Origin of the sequence: uncultured Kordia sp. (assembly GCF_947496985.1) — a bacterium.
GTDB lineage: Bacteria > Bacteroidota > Bacteroidia > Flavobacteriales > Flavobacteriaceae > Kordia.
Window position 1 is genome coordinate 44,784 of sequence record NZ_CANMEZ010000005.1, and the last position, 14,231, is coordinate 59,014.

At 32.7% G+C, this 14,231-nt stretch carries 15 protein-coding genes; 9 read left to right on the forward strand and 6 right to left on the reverse strand.

Annotated elements, in window-relative coordinates; translation table 11 throughout:
- Nucleotides 1-10: 10 nt before the first annotated feature.
- The 7 genes from porV to Q0828_RS14025 all read left to right on the forward strand — a co-directional run bounded on the left by porV (nt 11) and on the right by Q0828_RS14025 (nt 7,557).
- The gene (gene porV / locus Q0828_RS13995) at nt 11-1,252 is read left to right on the forward strand and encodes a type IX secretion system outer membrane channel protein PorV (protein ID WP_298422123.1); all 1,242 of its coding nucleotides are present in this window, start codon (nt 11-13) and stop codon (nt 1,250-1,252) included.
- Between the two features lie 254 nt (nt 1,253-1,506).
- Complete coding sequence (gene cdd, locus Q0828_RS14000; RefSeq protein ID WP_298422126.1) at nt 1,507-1,989, forward strand: cytidine deaminase; 483 nt, start codon at nt 1,507-1,509, stop codon at nt 1,987-1,989.
- Between the two features lie 256 nt (nt 1,990-2,245).
- Nucleotides 2,246-3,244 (forward strand): pyruvate dehydrogenase (acetyl-transferring) E1 component subunit alpha, encoded by a 999-nt coding sequence (gene pdhA, locus Q0828_RS14005; protein WP_298422128.1) that lies wholly within the window; start codon nt 2,246-2,248, stop codon nt 3,242-3,244.
- Between the two features lie 3 nt (nt 3,245-3,247).
- Nucleotides 3,248-4,876 carry a 2-oxo acid dehydrogenase subunit E2 gene (locus tag Q0828_RS14010; protein ID WP_298422131.1) on the forward strand — a complete coding sequence of 543 codons (1,629 nt, stop codon included), beginning with the start codon at nt 3,248-3,250 and terminating at the stop codon, nt 4,874-4,876.
- Between the two features lie 80 nt (nt 4,877-4,956).
- Nucleotides 4,957-5,904: a M20/M25/M40 family metallo-hydrolase gene (locus Q0828_RS14015; RefSeq protein WP_298422134.1), complete on the forward strand. Its 948-nt coding sequence runs from the start codon at nt 4,957-4,959 to the stop codon at nt 5,902-5,904.
- A 196-nt stretch (nt 5,905-6,100) separates the two neighbouring features.
- Nucleotides 6,101-6,781 (forward strand): SDR family oxidoreductase, encoded by a 681-nt coding sequence (locus Q0828_RS14020; RefSeq protein WP_298422137.1) that lies wholly within the window; start codon nt 6,101-6,103, stop codon nt 6,779-6,781.
- A 101-nt stretch (nt 6,782-6,882) separates the two neighbouring features.
- Nucleotides 6,883-7,557, forward strand: a complete 675-nt coding sequence (locus Q0828_RS14025) for a YceI family protein (protein WP_298422140.1) — start codon at nt 6,883-6,885, stop codon at nt 7,555-7,557.
- Nucleotides 7,558-7,565: 8 nt separating this feature from the next.
- Here Q0828_RS14025 and Q0828_RS14030 read toward each other — a convergent pair whose 3' ends face one another.
- From Q0828_RS14030 to Q0828_RS14055, 6 genes are all read right to left on the reverse strand, one after another.
- Nucleotides 7,566-8,195 carry a hypothetical protein gene (locus Q0828_RS14030; protein ID WP_298422143.1) on the reverse strand — a complete coding sequence of 210 codons (630 nt, stop codon included), beginning with the start codon at nt 8,193-8,195 and terminating at the stop codon, nt 7,566-7,568.
- A 7-nt stretch (nt 8,196-8,202) separates the two neighbouring features.
- Entirely contained in the window at nt 8,203-8,688 is a 486-nt protein-coding gene (locus Q0828_RS14035; protein ID WP_298422147.1) for a sigma-70 family RNA polymerase sigma factor, read from the reverse strand.
- A 95-nt stretch (nt 8,689-8,783) separates the two neighbouring features.
- Nucleotides 8,784-9,635, reverse strand: a complete 852-nt coding sequence (locus tag Q0828_RS14040) for a hypothetical protein (RefSeq protein WP_298422150.1) — start codon at nt 9,633-9,635, stop codon at nt 8,784-8,786.
- Between the two features lie 84 nt (nt 9,636-9,719).
- Complete coding sequence (locus tag Q0828_RS14045) at nt 9,720-10,214, reverse strand: LURP-one-related family protein (protein WP_298422153.1); 495 nt, start codon at nt 10,212-10,214, stop codon at nt 9,720-9,722.
- A 52-nt stretch (nt 10,215-10,266) separates the two neighbouring features.
- Complete coding sequence (locus tag Q0828_RS14050; protein ID WP_298422156.1) at nt 10,267-10,830, reverse strand: hypothetical protein; 564 nt, start codon at nt 10,828-10,830, stop codon at nt 10,267-10,269.
- A 111-nt stretch (nt 10,831-10,941) separates the two neighbouring features.
- Nucleotides 10,942-11,673 carry a thioredoxin family protein gene (locus Q0828_RS14055; RefSeq protein WP_298422159.1) on the reverse strand — a complete coding sequence of 244 codons (732 nt, stop codon included), beginning with the start codon at nt 11,671-11,673 and terminating at the stop codon, nt 10,942-10,944.
- A 233-nt stretch (nt 11,674-11,906) separates the two neighbouring features.
- Between Q0828_RS14055 and Q0828_RS14060 the strand changes: the two genes are divergently transcribed.
- Together Q0828_RS14060 and Q0828_RS14065 are read left to right on the forward strand one after the other, a co-directional pair.
- Nucleotides 11,907-13,412, forward strand: coding sequence for a ferritin-like domain-containing protein (locus Q0828_RS14060; protein ID WP_298422162.1), 1,506 nt, complete (start codon nt 11,907-11,909; stop codon nt 13,410-13,412).
- A gap of 17 nt (nt 13,413-13,429) precedes the next feature.
- A complete protein-coding gene (locus Q0828_RS14065) occupies nt 13,430-14,185 on the forward strand; it encodes a hypothetical protein (RefSeq protein ID WP_298422165.1) in 756 nt (251 codons plus the stop codon).
- Nucleotides 14,186-14,231: the final 46 nt, after the last annotated feature.

Consider the following 14,231-nt stretch of genomic DNA (forward strand, 5'->3'; position numbering starts at 1 on the left):
ATTTAACTTAATGAAGAAGATATTTTTATCCTTATTGTGTTTAGTCCCATTGGGAATGTATGCACAAACGACGGTTATCAATCCAAATGATACAAGAGTAATTACCACAGGAGTTCCTTTCCTACTGATCACTCCAGATGCTCGAGCTGGAGGAATGGGAGAATTAGGAGTTGCAACTTCACCAGATACATATTCGCAACAATGGAATCCGGCAAAATACGCTTTTGCTAAAGAACAAATTGGAGTAGGTATCAGTTACACACCATACTTAAGTGACTTAGTAAATGATATATTTCTTGGAAACTTAACATTTTACAACAGATTAAGTGAAAGAAGTGCTTGGTCAGCAAGTATTAAATATTTCAGTTTAGGAGAAATTGAAATCATTACACAACAACAAGCGGACATAGGAAACTTTACACCGTTAATTGAAAGACCAAACGAATTGGCAATTGATGCATCATATGCCTTACGTTTAAGTGATCAATTCTCAATGTCGGTAACAGGTCGTTTCTTACGTTCAGATTTAAAACTACAATCACAGCCAGATACAGAAGCAAACGCTGCAAGTACATTTGCTGTGGACATTGCAGGATACTATCAGTCAGAAGAAATTGCATATGATAGCTTCAATGGACGTTGGAGAGGTGGATTCAATATCTCTAATTTAGGTCCAAAACTAAAATATGATGATTTAGGTCAAGAAAACTTTTTGCCAACTCAATTAAGACTTGGTGGTGGATTTGACTTCATATTTGATGAATACAACAAATTATCTGTAAGTGCAGAAGTAACAAAATTATTAGTTCCTACACCTCCAAAACTCGGTTACGTAGATTTAAATGATGATGGAAATCAAGATACTGATGATCCTACAACGCCAAACGTTGATGAAAACGAACCTACAATTATTGTAGAAGGACAAAGTGATGATGTAAGTTTTGTATCGGGAATCTTTCAATCATTTGGAGATGCACCAGGCGGATTCAGTGAAGAATTAAAAGAATTTACATATGCTTTAGGAGCAGAATACTGGTACCAAGATTCATTTGCAATACGTGCAGGATACTTCAACGAAAGTGAATTAAAAGGAGCTAGAAAATTTTTAACACTAGGAGCAGGATTTAAGTATAGTGCTGTAAAAATTGATGTGTCTTATTTATTCTCTGCATCACAAGTGAAAAACCCATTAGAAAATACATTGCGTTTCTCATTAACATTTAACTTAGGAGATACGTACGACGAATTATAAAATTCAACAAATAATACATATACAAAAACCTTTCAATTCAATTGAAAGGTTTTTTTGTTTAAAAAAAAATAATTTTACATAAACAGATAAACAGATAAACAGATAAACAGATAAACAGATAAACAGATAAACAGATAAACACATAAACACATAAACACATAAACCAAATTACGCTATTACATAAATAATCACTATATTTCTAAGCTATTTTGATTCGAGTTAAGTTCAATCAAAAAAGAAAATAAAAATTTCAAATGCAAGAAATAAAAATCACAACAACACTTACGTGTTATGACCACATAGAGGAACTTCCTCAAAAAATACAAGAACTCATGGAAAGTGCTGTAAAAGCACGTAAAAACGCCTATGCTCCATATTCTAAATTCAGAGTAGGAGCTGCATTATTATTAGAGAATGGTAAAGTAATCTTAGGAAACAATCAAGAAAATGCTGCATATCCATCTGGACTCTGTGCAGAACGTGTTGCTATCTTTCATGCAGGAGCAGAATATCCTGGGGTAGCTGTAAACCAAATTGCCATTACAGCGACATCTGATAATCATATCAACAAAACGCCAATTCCACCATGTGGTTCATGTAGACAATCAATTGCTGAATATGAAATGCGTCAAGAATCACCCATAGAAATTTACTTTATGGGAGCAGAAGGAAAAATAATGAAATCAAATTCACTGAAAGATTTATTACCCTTGGTCTTTGATAAATCGTATTTATAAAATCAGAAAAATCATAAAAAACAGTTGCGAAGTAAAAAAATATAATCGTCAAAAATGATTTTCATGTTTTCGATAACGTTTTCGAAACAATAATTCGTGTTAAAACAGTGATAAATCATCACAACATTTTTTCACTTCTTATTAAAATAGTATTTTTGTTATCGTTTCATTAAAAACAAACAAACAACAAGAAGCTATAAACCTTAAAATGGAATTGTTACTATTTTATTTAACAATGCCAACCAATTTGAAATAAATGAAAAAGATCACTAAAGAGATATACCGTAAATGGTATGAGGAGATGTTATTCTGGAGAAAATTTGAAGACAAACTAGCAGCTGTATATATTCAGCAAAAAGTGCGTGGATTTCTTCACTTATACAATGGTCAAGAGGCTGTTTTGGCAGGATCATTACATGCAATGGATTTATCAAAGGATAAAATGATTACGGCATATAGAAATCATGTTCAGCCAATTGGAATGGGTGTTGATCCTAAAAAAGTAATGGCAGAATTATATGGAAAAGCAACAGGAACTTCACAAGGTCTTGGAGGTTCAATGCATATATTTGCCCCAGAACAAGGATTTTATGGTGGACATGGAATTGTTGGTGGACAAATTCCACTAGGAGCAGGATTGGCATTTGCTGACAAATATTTCAAAAGAAATGCAGTTACACTATGTTATATGGGAGATGGAGCGGTACGTCAAGGATCGTTGCACGAAACATTTAACATGGCAATGAATTGGAAACTTCCTGTAGTTTTTATCTGTGAAAACAATGGGTATGCAATGGGAACTTCAGTAGAAAGAACAGCGAATCATACAGATATCTGGAAACTAGGTTTAGGATACGAAATGCCTTGTGGGCCAGTAGACGGAATGAATCCTGTAAAAGTTGCAGAAGCAGTTCATGAGGCAGTAGAAAGAGCAAGACGTGGAGACGGACCAACATTCTTAGAAATGAAAACATACCGTTACAGAGGTCACTCAATGTCAGATGCACAGCACTATAGAACAAAAGACGAAGTAGCAGAATACAAAAAAATAGATCCTATCACACAAGTAAAAGAAACATTACTTGAAAAAGAATATGCTACAGAAGAAGAAATTGCAGAAATGGACAAGCGTGTAAAAGCCTTGGTGAAAGAATGTGAAAAATTTGCAGAAGACTCTCCATATCCAGAAAAAAGCTTGATGTATGATGCAGTATACGAACAAGAAGATTATCCATTTTTACCTCATAAACTATAAAACATGGCAGAAATTATAAACATGCCGAGACTAAGTGACACCATGGAAGAAGGTGTTGTGGCAACATGGTTAAAACAAGTAGGTGATAAAGTAGAAGAAGGTGATATCTTAGCTGAGATTGAAACCGATAAAGCAACAATGGAATTTGAATCATTCCATGAAGGAACACTACTTTATATTGGTGTACAAGAAGGAGAAACTGCGCCAGTTGATACACTATTAGCAATCATTGGTGATGCAGGAGAAGATGTAGCCGCTTTAGTAAGTGGAGTAGGAGTACCAGCAAAAGAAGAAGTTACAGAAGAGAAACTAGTTGACACACCAAAAGCAGTAAGTACTGAAAAGGTTGAAATGCCATCCGGAGCTATTGTTGTAACCATGCCAAGGTTAAGTGATACCATGGAGGAAGGAACAGTTGCAACTTGGTTAAAACAAGTAGGAGATAATGTTGAAGAAGGTGATATCTTAGCAGAAATCGAAACAGATAAAGCTACAATGGAGTTTGAATCTTTCAACGAAGGAACATTACTATACATTGGAGTAAAAGAAGGAGAAACTGCACCAGTAGACAGTATATTAGCAGTTATCGGTGAAAAAGGAACTGATGTTGATACAGTATTAAAAGCTGCAGCTTCGGGAAACGATTCAGTAGGAGAAGAAGCACCAAAAGCAGAAACACCAAAAGAAGAACCAGTAACAGCAACCGTAGCTTCTGGAAACGGATCTTCAGGTGGTAGAATCATTGCTTCACCATTAGCAAAGAAAATAGCAGCAGATAAAGGTATTGATTTATCGCAAGTAACAGGAAGTGGAGATCATGGACGTATTATAAAACGTGACGTTGAAAACTTTACACCAGCAGCAGCTAAAGCAGTTGCACCTCAAGTAACAACTTCTGCGCCAGCAGCAACGAAAGAAGCAGTAGTAGCACCTTTTGTACCTGCAGGAGAAGAAAGCAGTGAGGAAGTGAAAAACTCGCAAATGCGTAAAACAATTGCACGTCGTCTAGGAGAATCTAAATTCTCTGCACCACATTATTACCTAACGGTAGAATTGGATATGGACAATGCAATTGCTTCTAGAAAAACAATCAATGCAATTCCAGATATAAAAGTATCATTTAACGATATGATTGTAAAAGCTTGCGCGATGGCATTACGCAAACATCCACAAGTAAATACAACTTGGAATGACGCAACAACACGTTACAACAAGCACATTCATGTAGGAGTTGCAGTTGCAGTTGATGATGGATTATTAGTTCCTGTGTTAAAATTTGCAGACCAAATGAGTTTAACAACTATTGGAGCAAACGTAAGAGACTTAGCAGGAAAAGCAAGAAGTAAAAAGATTTCTCCAGCAGAAATGGACGGAAGTACTTTCACAATTTCTAACTTAGGAATGTTTGGAATCTTAGAATTCACATCAATTATCAATCAACCAAACTCAGCAATCCTATCTGTAGGAACCATTGTGCAAAAACCAGTAGTGAAAAACGGAGAAATTGTTGTTGGAAATACAATGAAAGTTACATTAGCGTGCGATCACAGAACAGTAGATGGCGCAACAGGAGCACAATTCTTGCAAACTGTAAAACAGTATATAGAAAATCCTGTGACAATGTTGGCATAAACATATCATACTTGAAAAATCCCACGGAAGTGGGATTTTTTGTTTAAACTCATAATTCATCATCAATCAAAAAAACAATCATGAAATACCTAAAAAACATATTCGGGATTCTTATAGTGTCATTACTAATCTTTTCTTGTAAAACAAAAGAAATTATCATTGAAGCTCAAGAAGTAGATGATATTGTAACGTATTTGGCTTCTGACGAATTAGAAGGAAGAGATACAGGAAGTGAAGGGATTGAAAAAGCAGCAGTATATATTGAAAGCTACTTTGAAAATTTAGGTGTGGAACCGTATTTTGATACGTATCGTGATAGTTTTAATGTAAAAGATAAAAAAGCTTTTAACGTAATTGGATATTTAGAAGGAACAGATCCTAAATTAAAAGATGAATTTGTAATTATTGGCGCACATTACGATCATATTGGTTTTGCACAAGAAGAAAATGGTGATAAAATTGCCAATGGAGCCAATGATAATGCTGCTGGAGTTGGAACTGTTATGACGATGGCAAAATACTTTGCGAAAACTAAAAGCAATAAAAGAAGTATCTTATTTACGTTATTCTCTGCGGAAGAAAAAGGATTAGTAGGTTCAAAATACTTAGCAAAAACTTTAAAAGCTAAAAATATTGACTTATATGTTATGTTAAATTTTGAAATGGTAGGAGTTCCTTTAGTAGACAAAGATTATACAGCTTACGTTACAGGATTTGATAAAACAAATCTTGCAGAAAAAATGAACGAATATGCAGGGAAAAAAATTGCAGGGTTTTTTTCAAAAGCAGAAGAGTTTAGATTATTCATGCGATCGGATAACTATCCGTTTTTTAAAGAATTTAATGTGCCTAGCCAAACCTTCTGTACGTTCGATTTTTCAAATTTTGAACACTATCATAAAGTAGGAGATGAAGCTGATATTATGGATTTTAATCACATGGCAAACTTCGTAAATACGTTTATTCCAGCAGTGAAAAAAGCAGTCAATGCGGAAACTAAAGAAATCAAAATGAATCCTTCAAAATAATTGTTCGATTTGAAGATTATTTGATCTGATAATTTAAAATCCAATTTGATAACTTTATTCATTATGTGAATCTACACGTCACTTCGAGTGAATTTCTGCTAAGAAATTTGTATCGAAAAATACCTAGAAGTCCATAATTTTATCGTTGATTATTCACAGCAGTTAGCACAAAATAGTTTAAAGAAATTTAGAAAAGATGAAAAACATCATCATTACAGGAACAAGTAGAGGAATTGGTTTCGAATTGGTACACCTTTTTGCAAAAGAAGGATACAATATTTTAGCGCTTTCGCGAAACGAAAAACCAATTACAAACCTGAACTATGAAAATATAACTTCATTTGCGTTCGATTTAAGCAAGCCAGAAGATTATGGACGTGTAACCGATTTTGTAAAAGAAAACTGGGAACAGGTAGATATCGTTATTCATAATGCAGGAGCATTACTCAACAGACCTTTTGCAGAAACTACAATGGAAGATTTCAAATGGATTTATGAAGTCAATGTATTTGGTGTTGCAGAATTGAGTCGTGTATTAGTGCCACATATGGTTTCAGGAAGTCACGTAGTTACTATAAGTTCTATGGGTGGAATTCAGGGAAGTATGAAATTTCCTGGCTTAGCTGCATACAGTTCTTCTAAAGGAGCTGTAATCACCTTAGTAGAATTATTAGCTGAAGAACATAAAGAAGCAGGAATTGCATTCAACGTATTGGCTTTAGGTGCTGTACAAACTGAAATGTTAGAAGAAGCATTTCCAGGCTATAAAGCGCCGTTAAGCGCTTTGGAAATGGCAACATATATTCGTGATTTCTCTTTAACAGGAAACAAATACTATAACGGTAAAATAATGCAAGTTTCTAGCTCTACGCCTTAGTTTTTGATTATAAACACACTTTTTGACACTTTTTTTACATTTGATTGACAAATAGAATAGCGAACTCACTATATATTCGTGGAAATGTAAAAAATGAAGTCATGAAAAAAATCAAAATTATTGTTTTACCATTCATCGTATTAGCTATTGCACTTGTGATTAGTGGTTATACTAAAAATGAAACAAACTCAAAAAGCAATGACGTTGTTCATACAAATAAAACTATTGATGTTATAAAAGGTAAACAACATCAAACCATGAATCTATTTGTAACACATGGACATTGTAGTACACCATTTGCAGGTACTGTAAATGATTTAAAACTAGAAATTCCTTCGCGTGATGATTTAGGAAATCCTTTAGAAAATATGAGGATCTCGTTTAAAATAGATCCGAATACGTTTAATGTATGTAATAGTGAAGAGTTAACTGCCAAAATTAGAACGCCAGATTTATTTATCGGAATTGGCAATGAGCAAATCGTATTTAAGTCTACTAATGTTTATACGATGGGATTAAATTGGTATCAAGTAAATGGTAAATTGTCAATAAAAGGAGTTGAAAAAGAAGTGAAGTTCTTCGTAACTGGAATTAGAGACCCAAAAGAAACAATGGCAAGTTCACTGGTGTTAAGTGGGCAAATGAATCTATTTGATTGGGGAATTGACTATGATAAAATTGTAAATGGAAAATCAGATAGCGTACCTACAAAATTGATGTATGTAAACATGAAATTTGATGTATTGGAATATCAAACATCAATTGCTGGAAAATAATTCAAGTACTAAGAATTAGTAATTGAAATATCTTTTTCATTAATCAATTCTTGTAAAAATAACTTGACTCTTTCTATCTTTTTGTCATAAAGGTTTTTGTTTATCCAGAATATTCCAATGAATCCAAATCCAATTATAAATATAATTTCAAACAGAAAAAAGTGTAAATCATTATAAAGATCTCTGTTTTGTATAGCAATAAAAGTGATAGGCAAAATTGAAACAATAAATAGAGGAAACAGAATGAGTTCTAACTTTCGGAATTTTAAAACAAGTAATGACAGCTGTGAAATTTCTTTTTGAATCTCAATAATTGTTGAGGTGAAATAATCAATTTTTGAGATTTTAATTGCCTTTGTAATTGCCAAATAAAGATATACGGAACCAATAATTGCGGCGATAAACCCAGGAATACTGAATTTCATTTCATTGATATAAAGTATTGAACCTACAAGAGCAGCCAAAACAGTGATTGATACTACTATGATATTTGCTATTTCATGTAAGAAAGGTGTCGTCATCTCACTTTTTGATCTATTCAATTTTCTTTTTGAGAGTTTTTGAGAGTCTATAATTAAATTTGACTCAAGCAAAGAGTCAGACTTTTTCCATTCTGTTTTTAAATCATTTAATTCCATAATATCGTTATTTTTTTTGAGTAAAATCTTTTCTGAGTTTAATCTTAATTCTATTAATTTTGGTAGAAATGTTCGTTTTTGAAAACCCTATGATTTCAGATATTTCTTTATATGTATAATTATCCAAATACAATAGAATAATTGCTTTTTCAAGATAATGGAGCTTTTCTATAAACTTGTATAGAAGCTTAATTTGCTCATCAAGTTCAAAGTTATATTCTGAAAAAGTAACCACTGATTCGTGGATTGTAGAAGTCCTTTTTTTCTCAACCAATCCTTTTCGGTAATATGAAATTGCTGTATTTAAAGCAATTTTGTAAATCCAAGTTGAGATTTTTACACGTCCATCATACCTGTCAAAAGAATTCCAGATTTGAATAAGAATCTCTTGTTCTAAATCTTTATACTCATTAGAATTGCAATAAGAATTACAAACTTTAAAAATTAAATTTTTATGAGTTTCTATAATTGATATGAACTTCTTTTCATTCATGAATAATTCAGGTCTTTATATCATTATTCGCAGAAATAAAAAAAAGTCACATGATTTTAAAATAAAATACAAGGCATTGCTATAGAATGTTGTTTTTACAATTCTTCAAGAAGCCATTTAGTAAGCTCAATTTTTAACTCTTTTTCTTTTGTTGTTAGTTCTGGCGAGACAGAAATATAATATTTTATAGAACCCGAAGCGCTATTTGCTTGTGTCCATTTAGGAATATACATACCCCGAGAAGAGGTAACACTGATTAGTTTGTTTTTTTCGAAGACAAGCATCAACATATAACGATAATTTTTGAGTCCAAAGCCGTCATAATAAATTTTCATGTCTTTCCATGAAGGAGCTTTACGGAGTTTGTTTTGTGCTTTAGTGAATTCTGGAAGTTCTAAAAACTCAATAAAATCTAAGGAATCTAATACATTCAAGTTAGCAACTTTTAGTATATCTTGAAAATCATCAGGAGAGTTCTTATTGCCTATAAGTTTAGTGTGAATTTTATTTTCTATAATGGATTCGGTATAAAGATTGTTTATGGCAGTTACACCATCTATGTATCCAGCATAATAGTTATTGTATTTATCTTCAATTGCCGCACGAATATGAATATCGTTTAACGCAAATCCTATATGTTGATTTTCGTCATTGATGAGTTTACTTCCTTTAGAGATTAGTTTATTCTTGAAATCTTCAGAACTTACTAAAACCTTAAAGTGAATGAAGTATGAATCATCATGAATTGAATCCATCACTACTTCATTAAACAGTTGCATTTTAAGTAGTGATTTTCCATTCACACGATCTTTGATAACAGCTTCTGACTTAATTATTTCTAGCCCTTTGTAAGGTAAAGGTAGTGGATCATTAGTTTTTGTTTCATTTGAACTATTGCATGATACTAGTATGAGAAAATTGAAAACGATTAAGAGTATTATTTTCATAAATTTAATAATATATATATGGAGTTCCATACATTTCGTTACAATTTAAATCATTATCCTTAAGATAGAAAATAAAAACAGTAACTAATCATTATCGGAGTGAGTATCATCATGTAAAATTTGATCAATCACAATACATGTCATTAAAATAGCTATTTCATTTTCTTTCTCTTGAATGTCAATAGCATAACTATCTGTCCAAGCCCAATGTTTTTTGCTAATAGTAGCTACTTGTTGATTGTTTCGCGTAAATACAAATTCATGATCCCAAAAAGAACCTTCAATAGTATAATCATTAGGTCCGGGAACATCAAGAATAAATACTTTAGAAAACCAACTCCATTCTTTTATGATTTCTGCATACAGTTCTCCGTTAATAAAAATTTGATATTTTGGCTTCCAACTAAAAAGTTTTTGCTTTATAATAGCCAATTCCTTTCTATTATTGTCTAGAAATGATAAATTATCTCCCCAAGAAAATGCTCTTCCTTTCACATAAAAGCACTCATTTCCTTGCGAATCTGTAATTGAAAAATTATCACCAAATCCCCAAAACTTTTCTTTAATTCGGTATACCATAAATATGTTTTTGTTTTTTATTGTGAAACAATCATAACTATGATATAGGTGTTTAGTTTAATGGAAACGTTACACCAAAAGCAGCAGCGCCTGCAAATTGTTCAGCACTCGGATGTATGAAATATGTAAACGCAATATCAAAATTATGTTTCGGACCTAACTCTAACCCAAGAGACAGTGGAATATGATATAAGAGTCCGCTTTTATCAATAAATGTAGTATTTGTGATCGTTTCAAACTTTCCTACAGATACTCCAATCCCAATTTCAATATATGGAGCAATCCAAGGAATTGGAGCGGTTAATCTCGCTTTTCCACCCAATAAAAAGGCGTTTGCATCAGATGTAAAACCAGCTTCATTTGGTTTGTTGTCTTCTTCCTTGCTATTCGCGAAAATAACACCTGCATACGGACGAATATCTAGCCAATTATAAAATTCATATACATATTCTCCTTGCGCATAAAATCCGCTTCCAATAACATCAACATTGTCATAGGGAGCACTAATGCCATATCCTATAGAAGCTTTGATATATTGTTTGTTATCCGATTGTGCAAATGTTGAGTGGATGCAAAAGATAGTAGTAATAAAAAATATAAATGCAATTTTTTTCATGGTAAATATAATTAATACGTATTGATTGCATCAAAAATACTATTTTGTAGATAAAGAAAAAAGGAAGCTTTTTCAGCTTCCTTTTTTATAATGTTGTATGTGTGATAAATTTTACATCTCTTCAATAATCTTCTCAATCAACTCGGTAGTTGTTTTGTAACTGAGGTCTTCTTCTTTTGCAATATCGATTGCTTTTTTTGCGGTCTTTAGTGCTTTCGCATAATTTCCTGTTTTATACAACAAAGCTGCATGCGTATCTACATTATAATACGTAGCTTCTAACTCAATAGAACGTTCTACTGCTTTGATTGCTTTTAATAAAATTTTGACATCATTATGATTTTTATAAGCGTTCCATGCTAAAGAATTCAACTTAGTAGAAGAATCCCATACTTTATCAATATTTGCTTGACTATAATCATTTACATCAAAGTCATCAGTAGCATCAGTAGAAACTGTCGTTCCTGAATCTCCGCCCATATACTTCTTAATCAAACCTTCCATTTTAGCTTTGCTCATAGCTCCTTCAATTTGATTAAGATTGGAACTATTATAAATGAATAAGTAAGTAGGCATTGCTGAAATTCCTAAGGCATCATCTACTTGACTTTTATCTACATCAATTTTATAAAAATCAACACGATTTTTATATTTTTTATCCAACTCCTTCATAATAGGGTCCATACGTTTGCATGGTCCACACCAAGTAGCATAAAAATCTAAGACTATCAATCGATCATTATTTACAAGCAATTTTGATTCGGCGTCATCATCTGATAGCTCAGTTTGCGCAAAGGAGGGAATTGCAACACAAAGCATTAAAAACAACAATACTTTTTTCATATGTGATAAATTTAATTTTAATTAAAAGTAGCTAAAAAATACCATGTTCAGAAATAATTCAAAACTATTTTGATATAATACACGTATTATTAGTTATATAACTGTAGCTGAAAAGTTATTTGAATTCTGTCTAAATTAGAACGAAATGTATGAAATAGGTAATATTACGTGTACTAATTGAATAAACATCGTTTAAATTTATACTGACCATATAAAATAAAACCAACTACATTATGAATGGACTACTCTTTCAGTTGCCCAAAAAGGTAACCAAGTCAAATCTCAAACAAGCAATGCAACAAGCTATTGAAATTGAGATTGCTACAATTCCAGTATATTTATATACCTATTATTCAGTCAATAGAGTTCCCAACCAATCTGATATAGAAGCAAAAATTCTTTCAGATATGCAAGCAACTCAAAATGGAAAGAAAAATAAAAAAACAGCTGCTGAATTACAAGAAGCTGCTGCGCAACTAGCTTTGGACATTATGGTTTTTGCCAACAAAGCTGGCGGATTGATTATGAGTGTTGCTGTAGAAGAAATGTTGCACATGTCATTATCATCTAATATAAAAAATGCATTAAAACCACCTTATGGAGGTGTTCCTGATTTAGTTGGGAAAACTCCAAAAGAATGGCCAGCATACTTACCTGGTCATGTCCCTGCTTTTCCAATAAATAGAGGAAAACTTAATAAAGAACAACTACATGCATTTTTGCTAATTGAAAGTCCATTACCGTTTAATAATGGTAAAAATGAAAAAGGAAAAGCTATTGAATATACCACAATAGGTGAATACTATGATCAAATCATAGCCTGCATGGATAAAGAATTAAGTGATTCTGATTTCAACGGAGATGCACCACAATTATTACCAGGAAAAGGATACTACGCACAAAATAATATTGATACAATTTACTATGATGAAAATCATAAACCGCAATTTCCAAATGATGAAGATAGCGGAGGATTGGTTCATGTAAAAGGAAAATCTTCAGCGATTCATGCAATGCACGAAATCATAGAGCAAGGTGAAGGTTCACATTTTACAATAGAAATAGATGGTAAAAAAGAGAAAATAGTAGGAGATCATTTAACTCCTGAAGGAACAGTTGTATGTCCATTATTTCCGTTAGGTTCAGGAATGACAAATCCGTTAGATTATGATGATAAAGGGAAACAACATGAGTTATCACATTTCGATAAATTCTTAGAAGTATATTGTACAATTGAAAGAAAAAATAATGAACTCAATGCTTTTTTAGGAACAAAGGATTTTGATTTCACTAAGTACTTCGTAAGAGACCTTCCAACAAACCCAAGTACATCAGATTACCCATCAGCTATTCAAGATGTATCTAATCTTACAAATGCAATTTATACATACATATTTGTAATGGCAGAAGCATGTTACAAAACTGCTGGACATAAGCAATACGAAATATTTATGTTTGGAATTCATAAATCTATGATTTGGTTACTAGATAATTTATGTGGAACTATGTCTAAATTACATTATACAGATAGTAGTGGTGAACAACATAGCGTCGCAGCAACCCTTGAAGATTATGACTTTGCTCCTTCATCAAGTCCAAAATCTCAAATAATAAACTTAGCAGAAACTGCAATGGCTTCAAGTCCTATTGTATCTGAAACAATACTAAGTAGAATTAAAGATTTACCAGATGTGCCACTAGAAGCATACTTGGTAGAAAACAACAAAGGGATTTTATAATTAAAAGCAGTAAAGACATGAAAGATTTAAAATATAGCGCATTAAATGGATGTGGCGCAAACAGTTGTAGCAAATCAAGTACAAATGGGCCTAACAGTTGTAGCAGTAGTAGTAGTTCAAACGGTTGCGGAAGTAGTGGAGGATCTAATGGATGTGGAAGCGGAACAAGTACACCATCAAAACAAAAAGATATCGCAGTGCCATTGGAGTTACACGCATGTATGGGACTAAACGCTTGTAAAGGTCATGATCGATTTGGAACAAACGATTGTGCAGGCTCAGGACATTGTGCAACGCAAGTACATAGTTGTCATACTTTAAATAATTGTCGCGGTCAAGGAGGTTGCGGATTATATGGAGATACAGAAGAACAGTGTAGACCAGGAGCAAATGATTGCGCGTGGCAAGGAAGTTGTGGAACGCCAATTCCTGCTGAACGCTTCATTACACAAGGACCAAACAAAGGAAGAAGTGTATGGCAATTGGCTCGTAAACTGTTTGAAGATCGTATGGATAAATCACGTAGAACGGTAAAAGATGCGCCTTTTCAATATGGTCCACCAATAAAATGGTTACGTACTCAAGGAAGAGGAGAATCTTGTGGAAGTAGTGGTGATAAATATTGTTCTTTTGGATTAAATAATCCAGAGAAAAGTGCAAATGAATTCTGTATAGAAAGTAGTCACGAAATCAAAAATACACTTGAAAATTGTGATTGTAAAGAAGACAAAAAGAAGAAAAAATCTTCAAAAAAGAAATCTTCAAAAAAATAATAACTAAACCGTTAGTTCGAGTGAAATATTGGAAAGATTTAGTATC

What these genes read in the sequence shown, in the direction of transcription:
- porV (WP_298422123.1), top strand. Translation starts at nt 11, where the DNA reads ATGAAGAAGATATTTTTATCCTTATTGTGTTTAGTCCCATTGGGAATG.
- cdd (WP_298422126.1), top strand. Translation starts at nt 1,507, where the DNA reads ATGCAAGAAATAAAAATCACAACAACACTTACGTGTTATGACCACATA.
- pdhA (WP_298422128.1), top strand. Translation starts at nt 2,246, where the DNA reads ATGAAAAAGATCACTAAAGAGATATACCGTAAATGGTATGAGGAGATG.
- Q0828_RS14010 (WP_298422131.1), top strand. Translation starts at nt 3,248, where the DNA reads ATGGCAGAAATTATAAACATGCCGAGACTAAGTGACACCATGGAAGAA.
- Q0828_RS14015 (WP_298422134.1), top strand. Translation starts at nt 4,957, where the DNA reads ATGAAATACCTAAAAAACATATTCGGGATTCTTATAGTGTCATTACTA.
- Q0828_RS14020 (WP_298422137.1), top strand. Translation starts at nt 6,101, where the DNA reads ATGAAAAACATCATCATTACAGGAACAAGTAGAGGAATTGGTTTCGAA.
- Q0828_RS14025 (WP_298422140.1), top strand. Translation starts at nt 6,883, where the DNA reads ATGAAAAAAATCAAAATTATTGTTTTACCATTCATCGTATTAGCTATT.
- Q0828_RS14030 (WP_298422143.1), bottom strand. Translation starts at nt 8,195, where the DNA reads ATGGAATTAAATGATTTAAAAACAGAATGGAAAAAGTCTGACTCTTTG.
- Q0828_RS14035 (WP_298422147.1), bottom strand. Translation starts at nt 8,688, where the DNA reads ATGAATGAAAAGAAGTTCATATCAATTATAGAAACTCATAAAAATTTA.
- Q0828_RS14040 (WP_298422150.1), bottom strand. Translation starts at nt 9,635, where the DNA reads ATGAAAATAATACTCTTAATCGTTTTCAATTTTCTCATACTAGTATCA.
- Q0828_RS14045 (WP_298422153.1), bottom strand. Translation starts at nt 10,214, where the DNA reads ATGGTATACCGAATTAAAGAAAAGTTTTGGGGATTTGGTGATAATTTT.
- Q0828_RS14050 (WP_298422156.1), bottom strand. Translation starts at nt 10,830, where the DNA reads ATGAAAAAAATTGCATTTATATTTTTTATTACTACTATCTTTTGCATC.
- Q0828_RS14055 (WP_298422159.1), bottom strand. Translation starts at nt 11,673, where the DNA reads ATGAAAAAAGTATTGTTGTTTTTAATGCTTTGTGTTGCAATTCCCTCC.
- Q0828_RS14060 (WP_298422162.1), top strand. Translation starts at nt 11,907, where the DNA reads ATGAATGGACTACTCTTTCAGTTGCCCAAAAAGGTAACCAAGTCAAAT.
- Q0828_RS14065 (WP_298422165.1), top strand. Translation starts at nt 13,430, where the DNA reads ATGAAAGATTTAAAATATAGCGCATTAAATGGATGTGGCGCAAACAGT.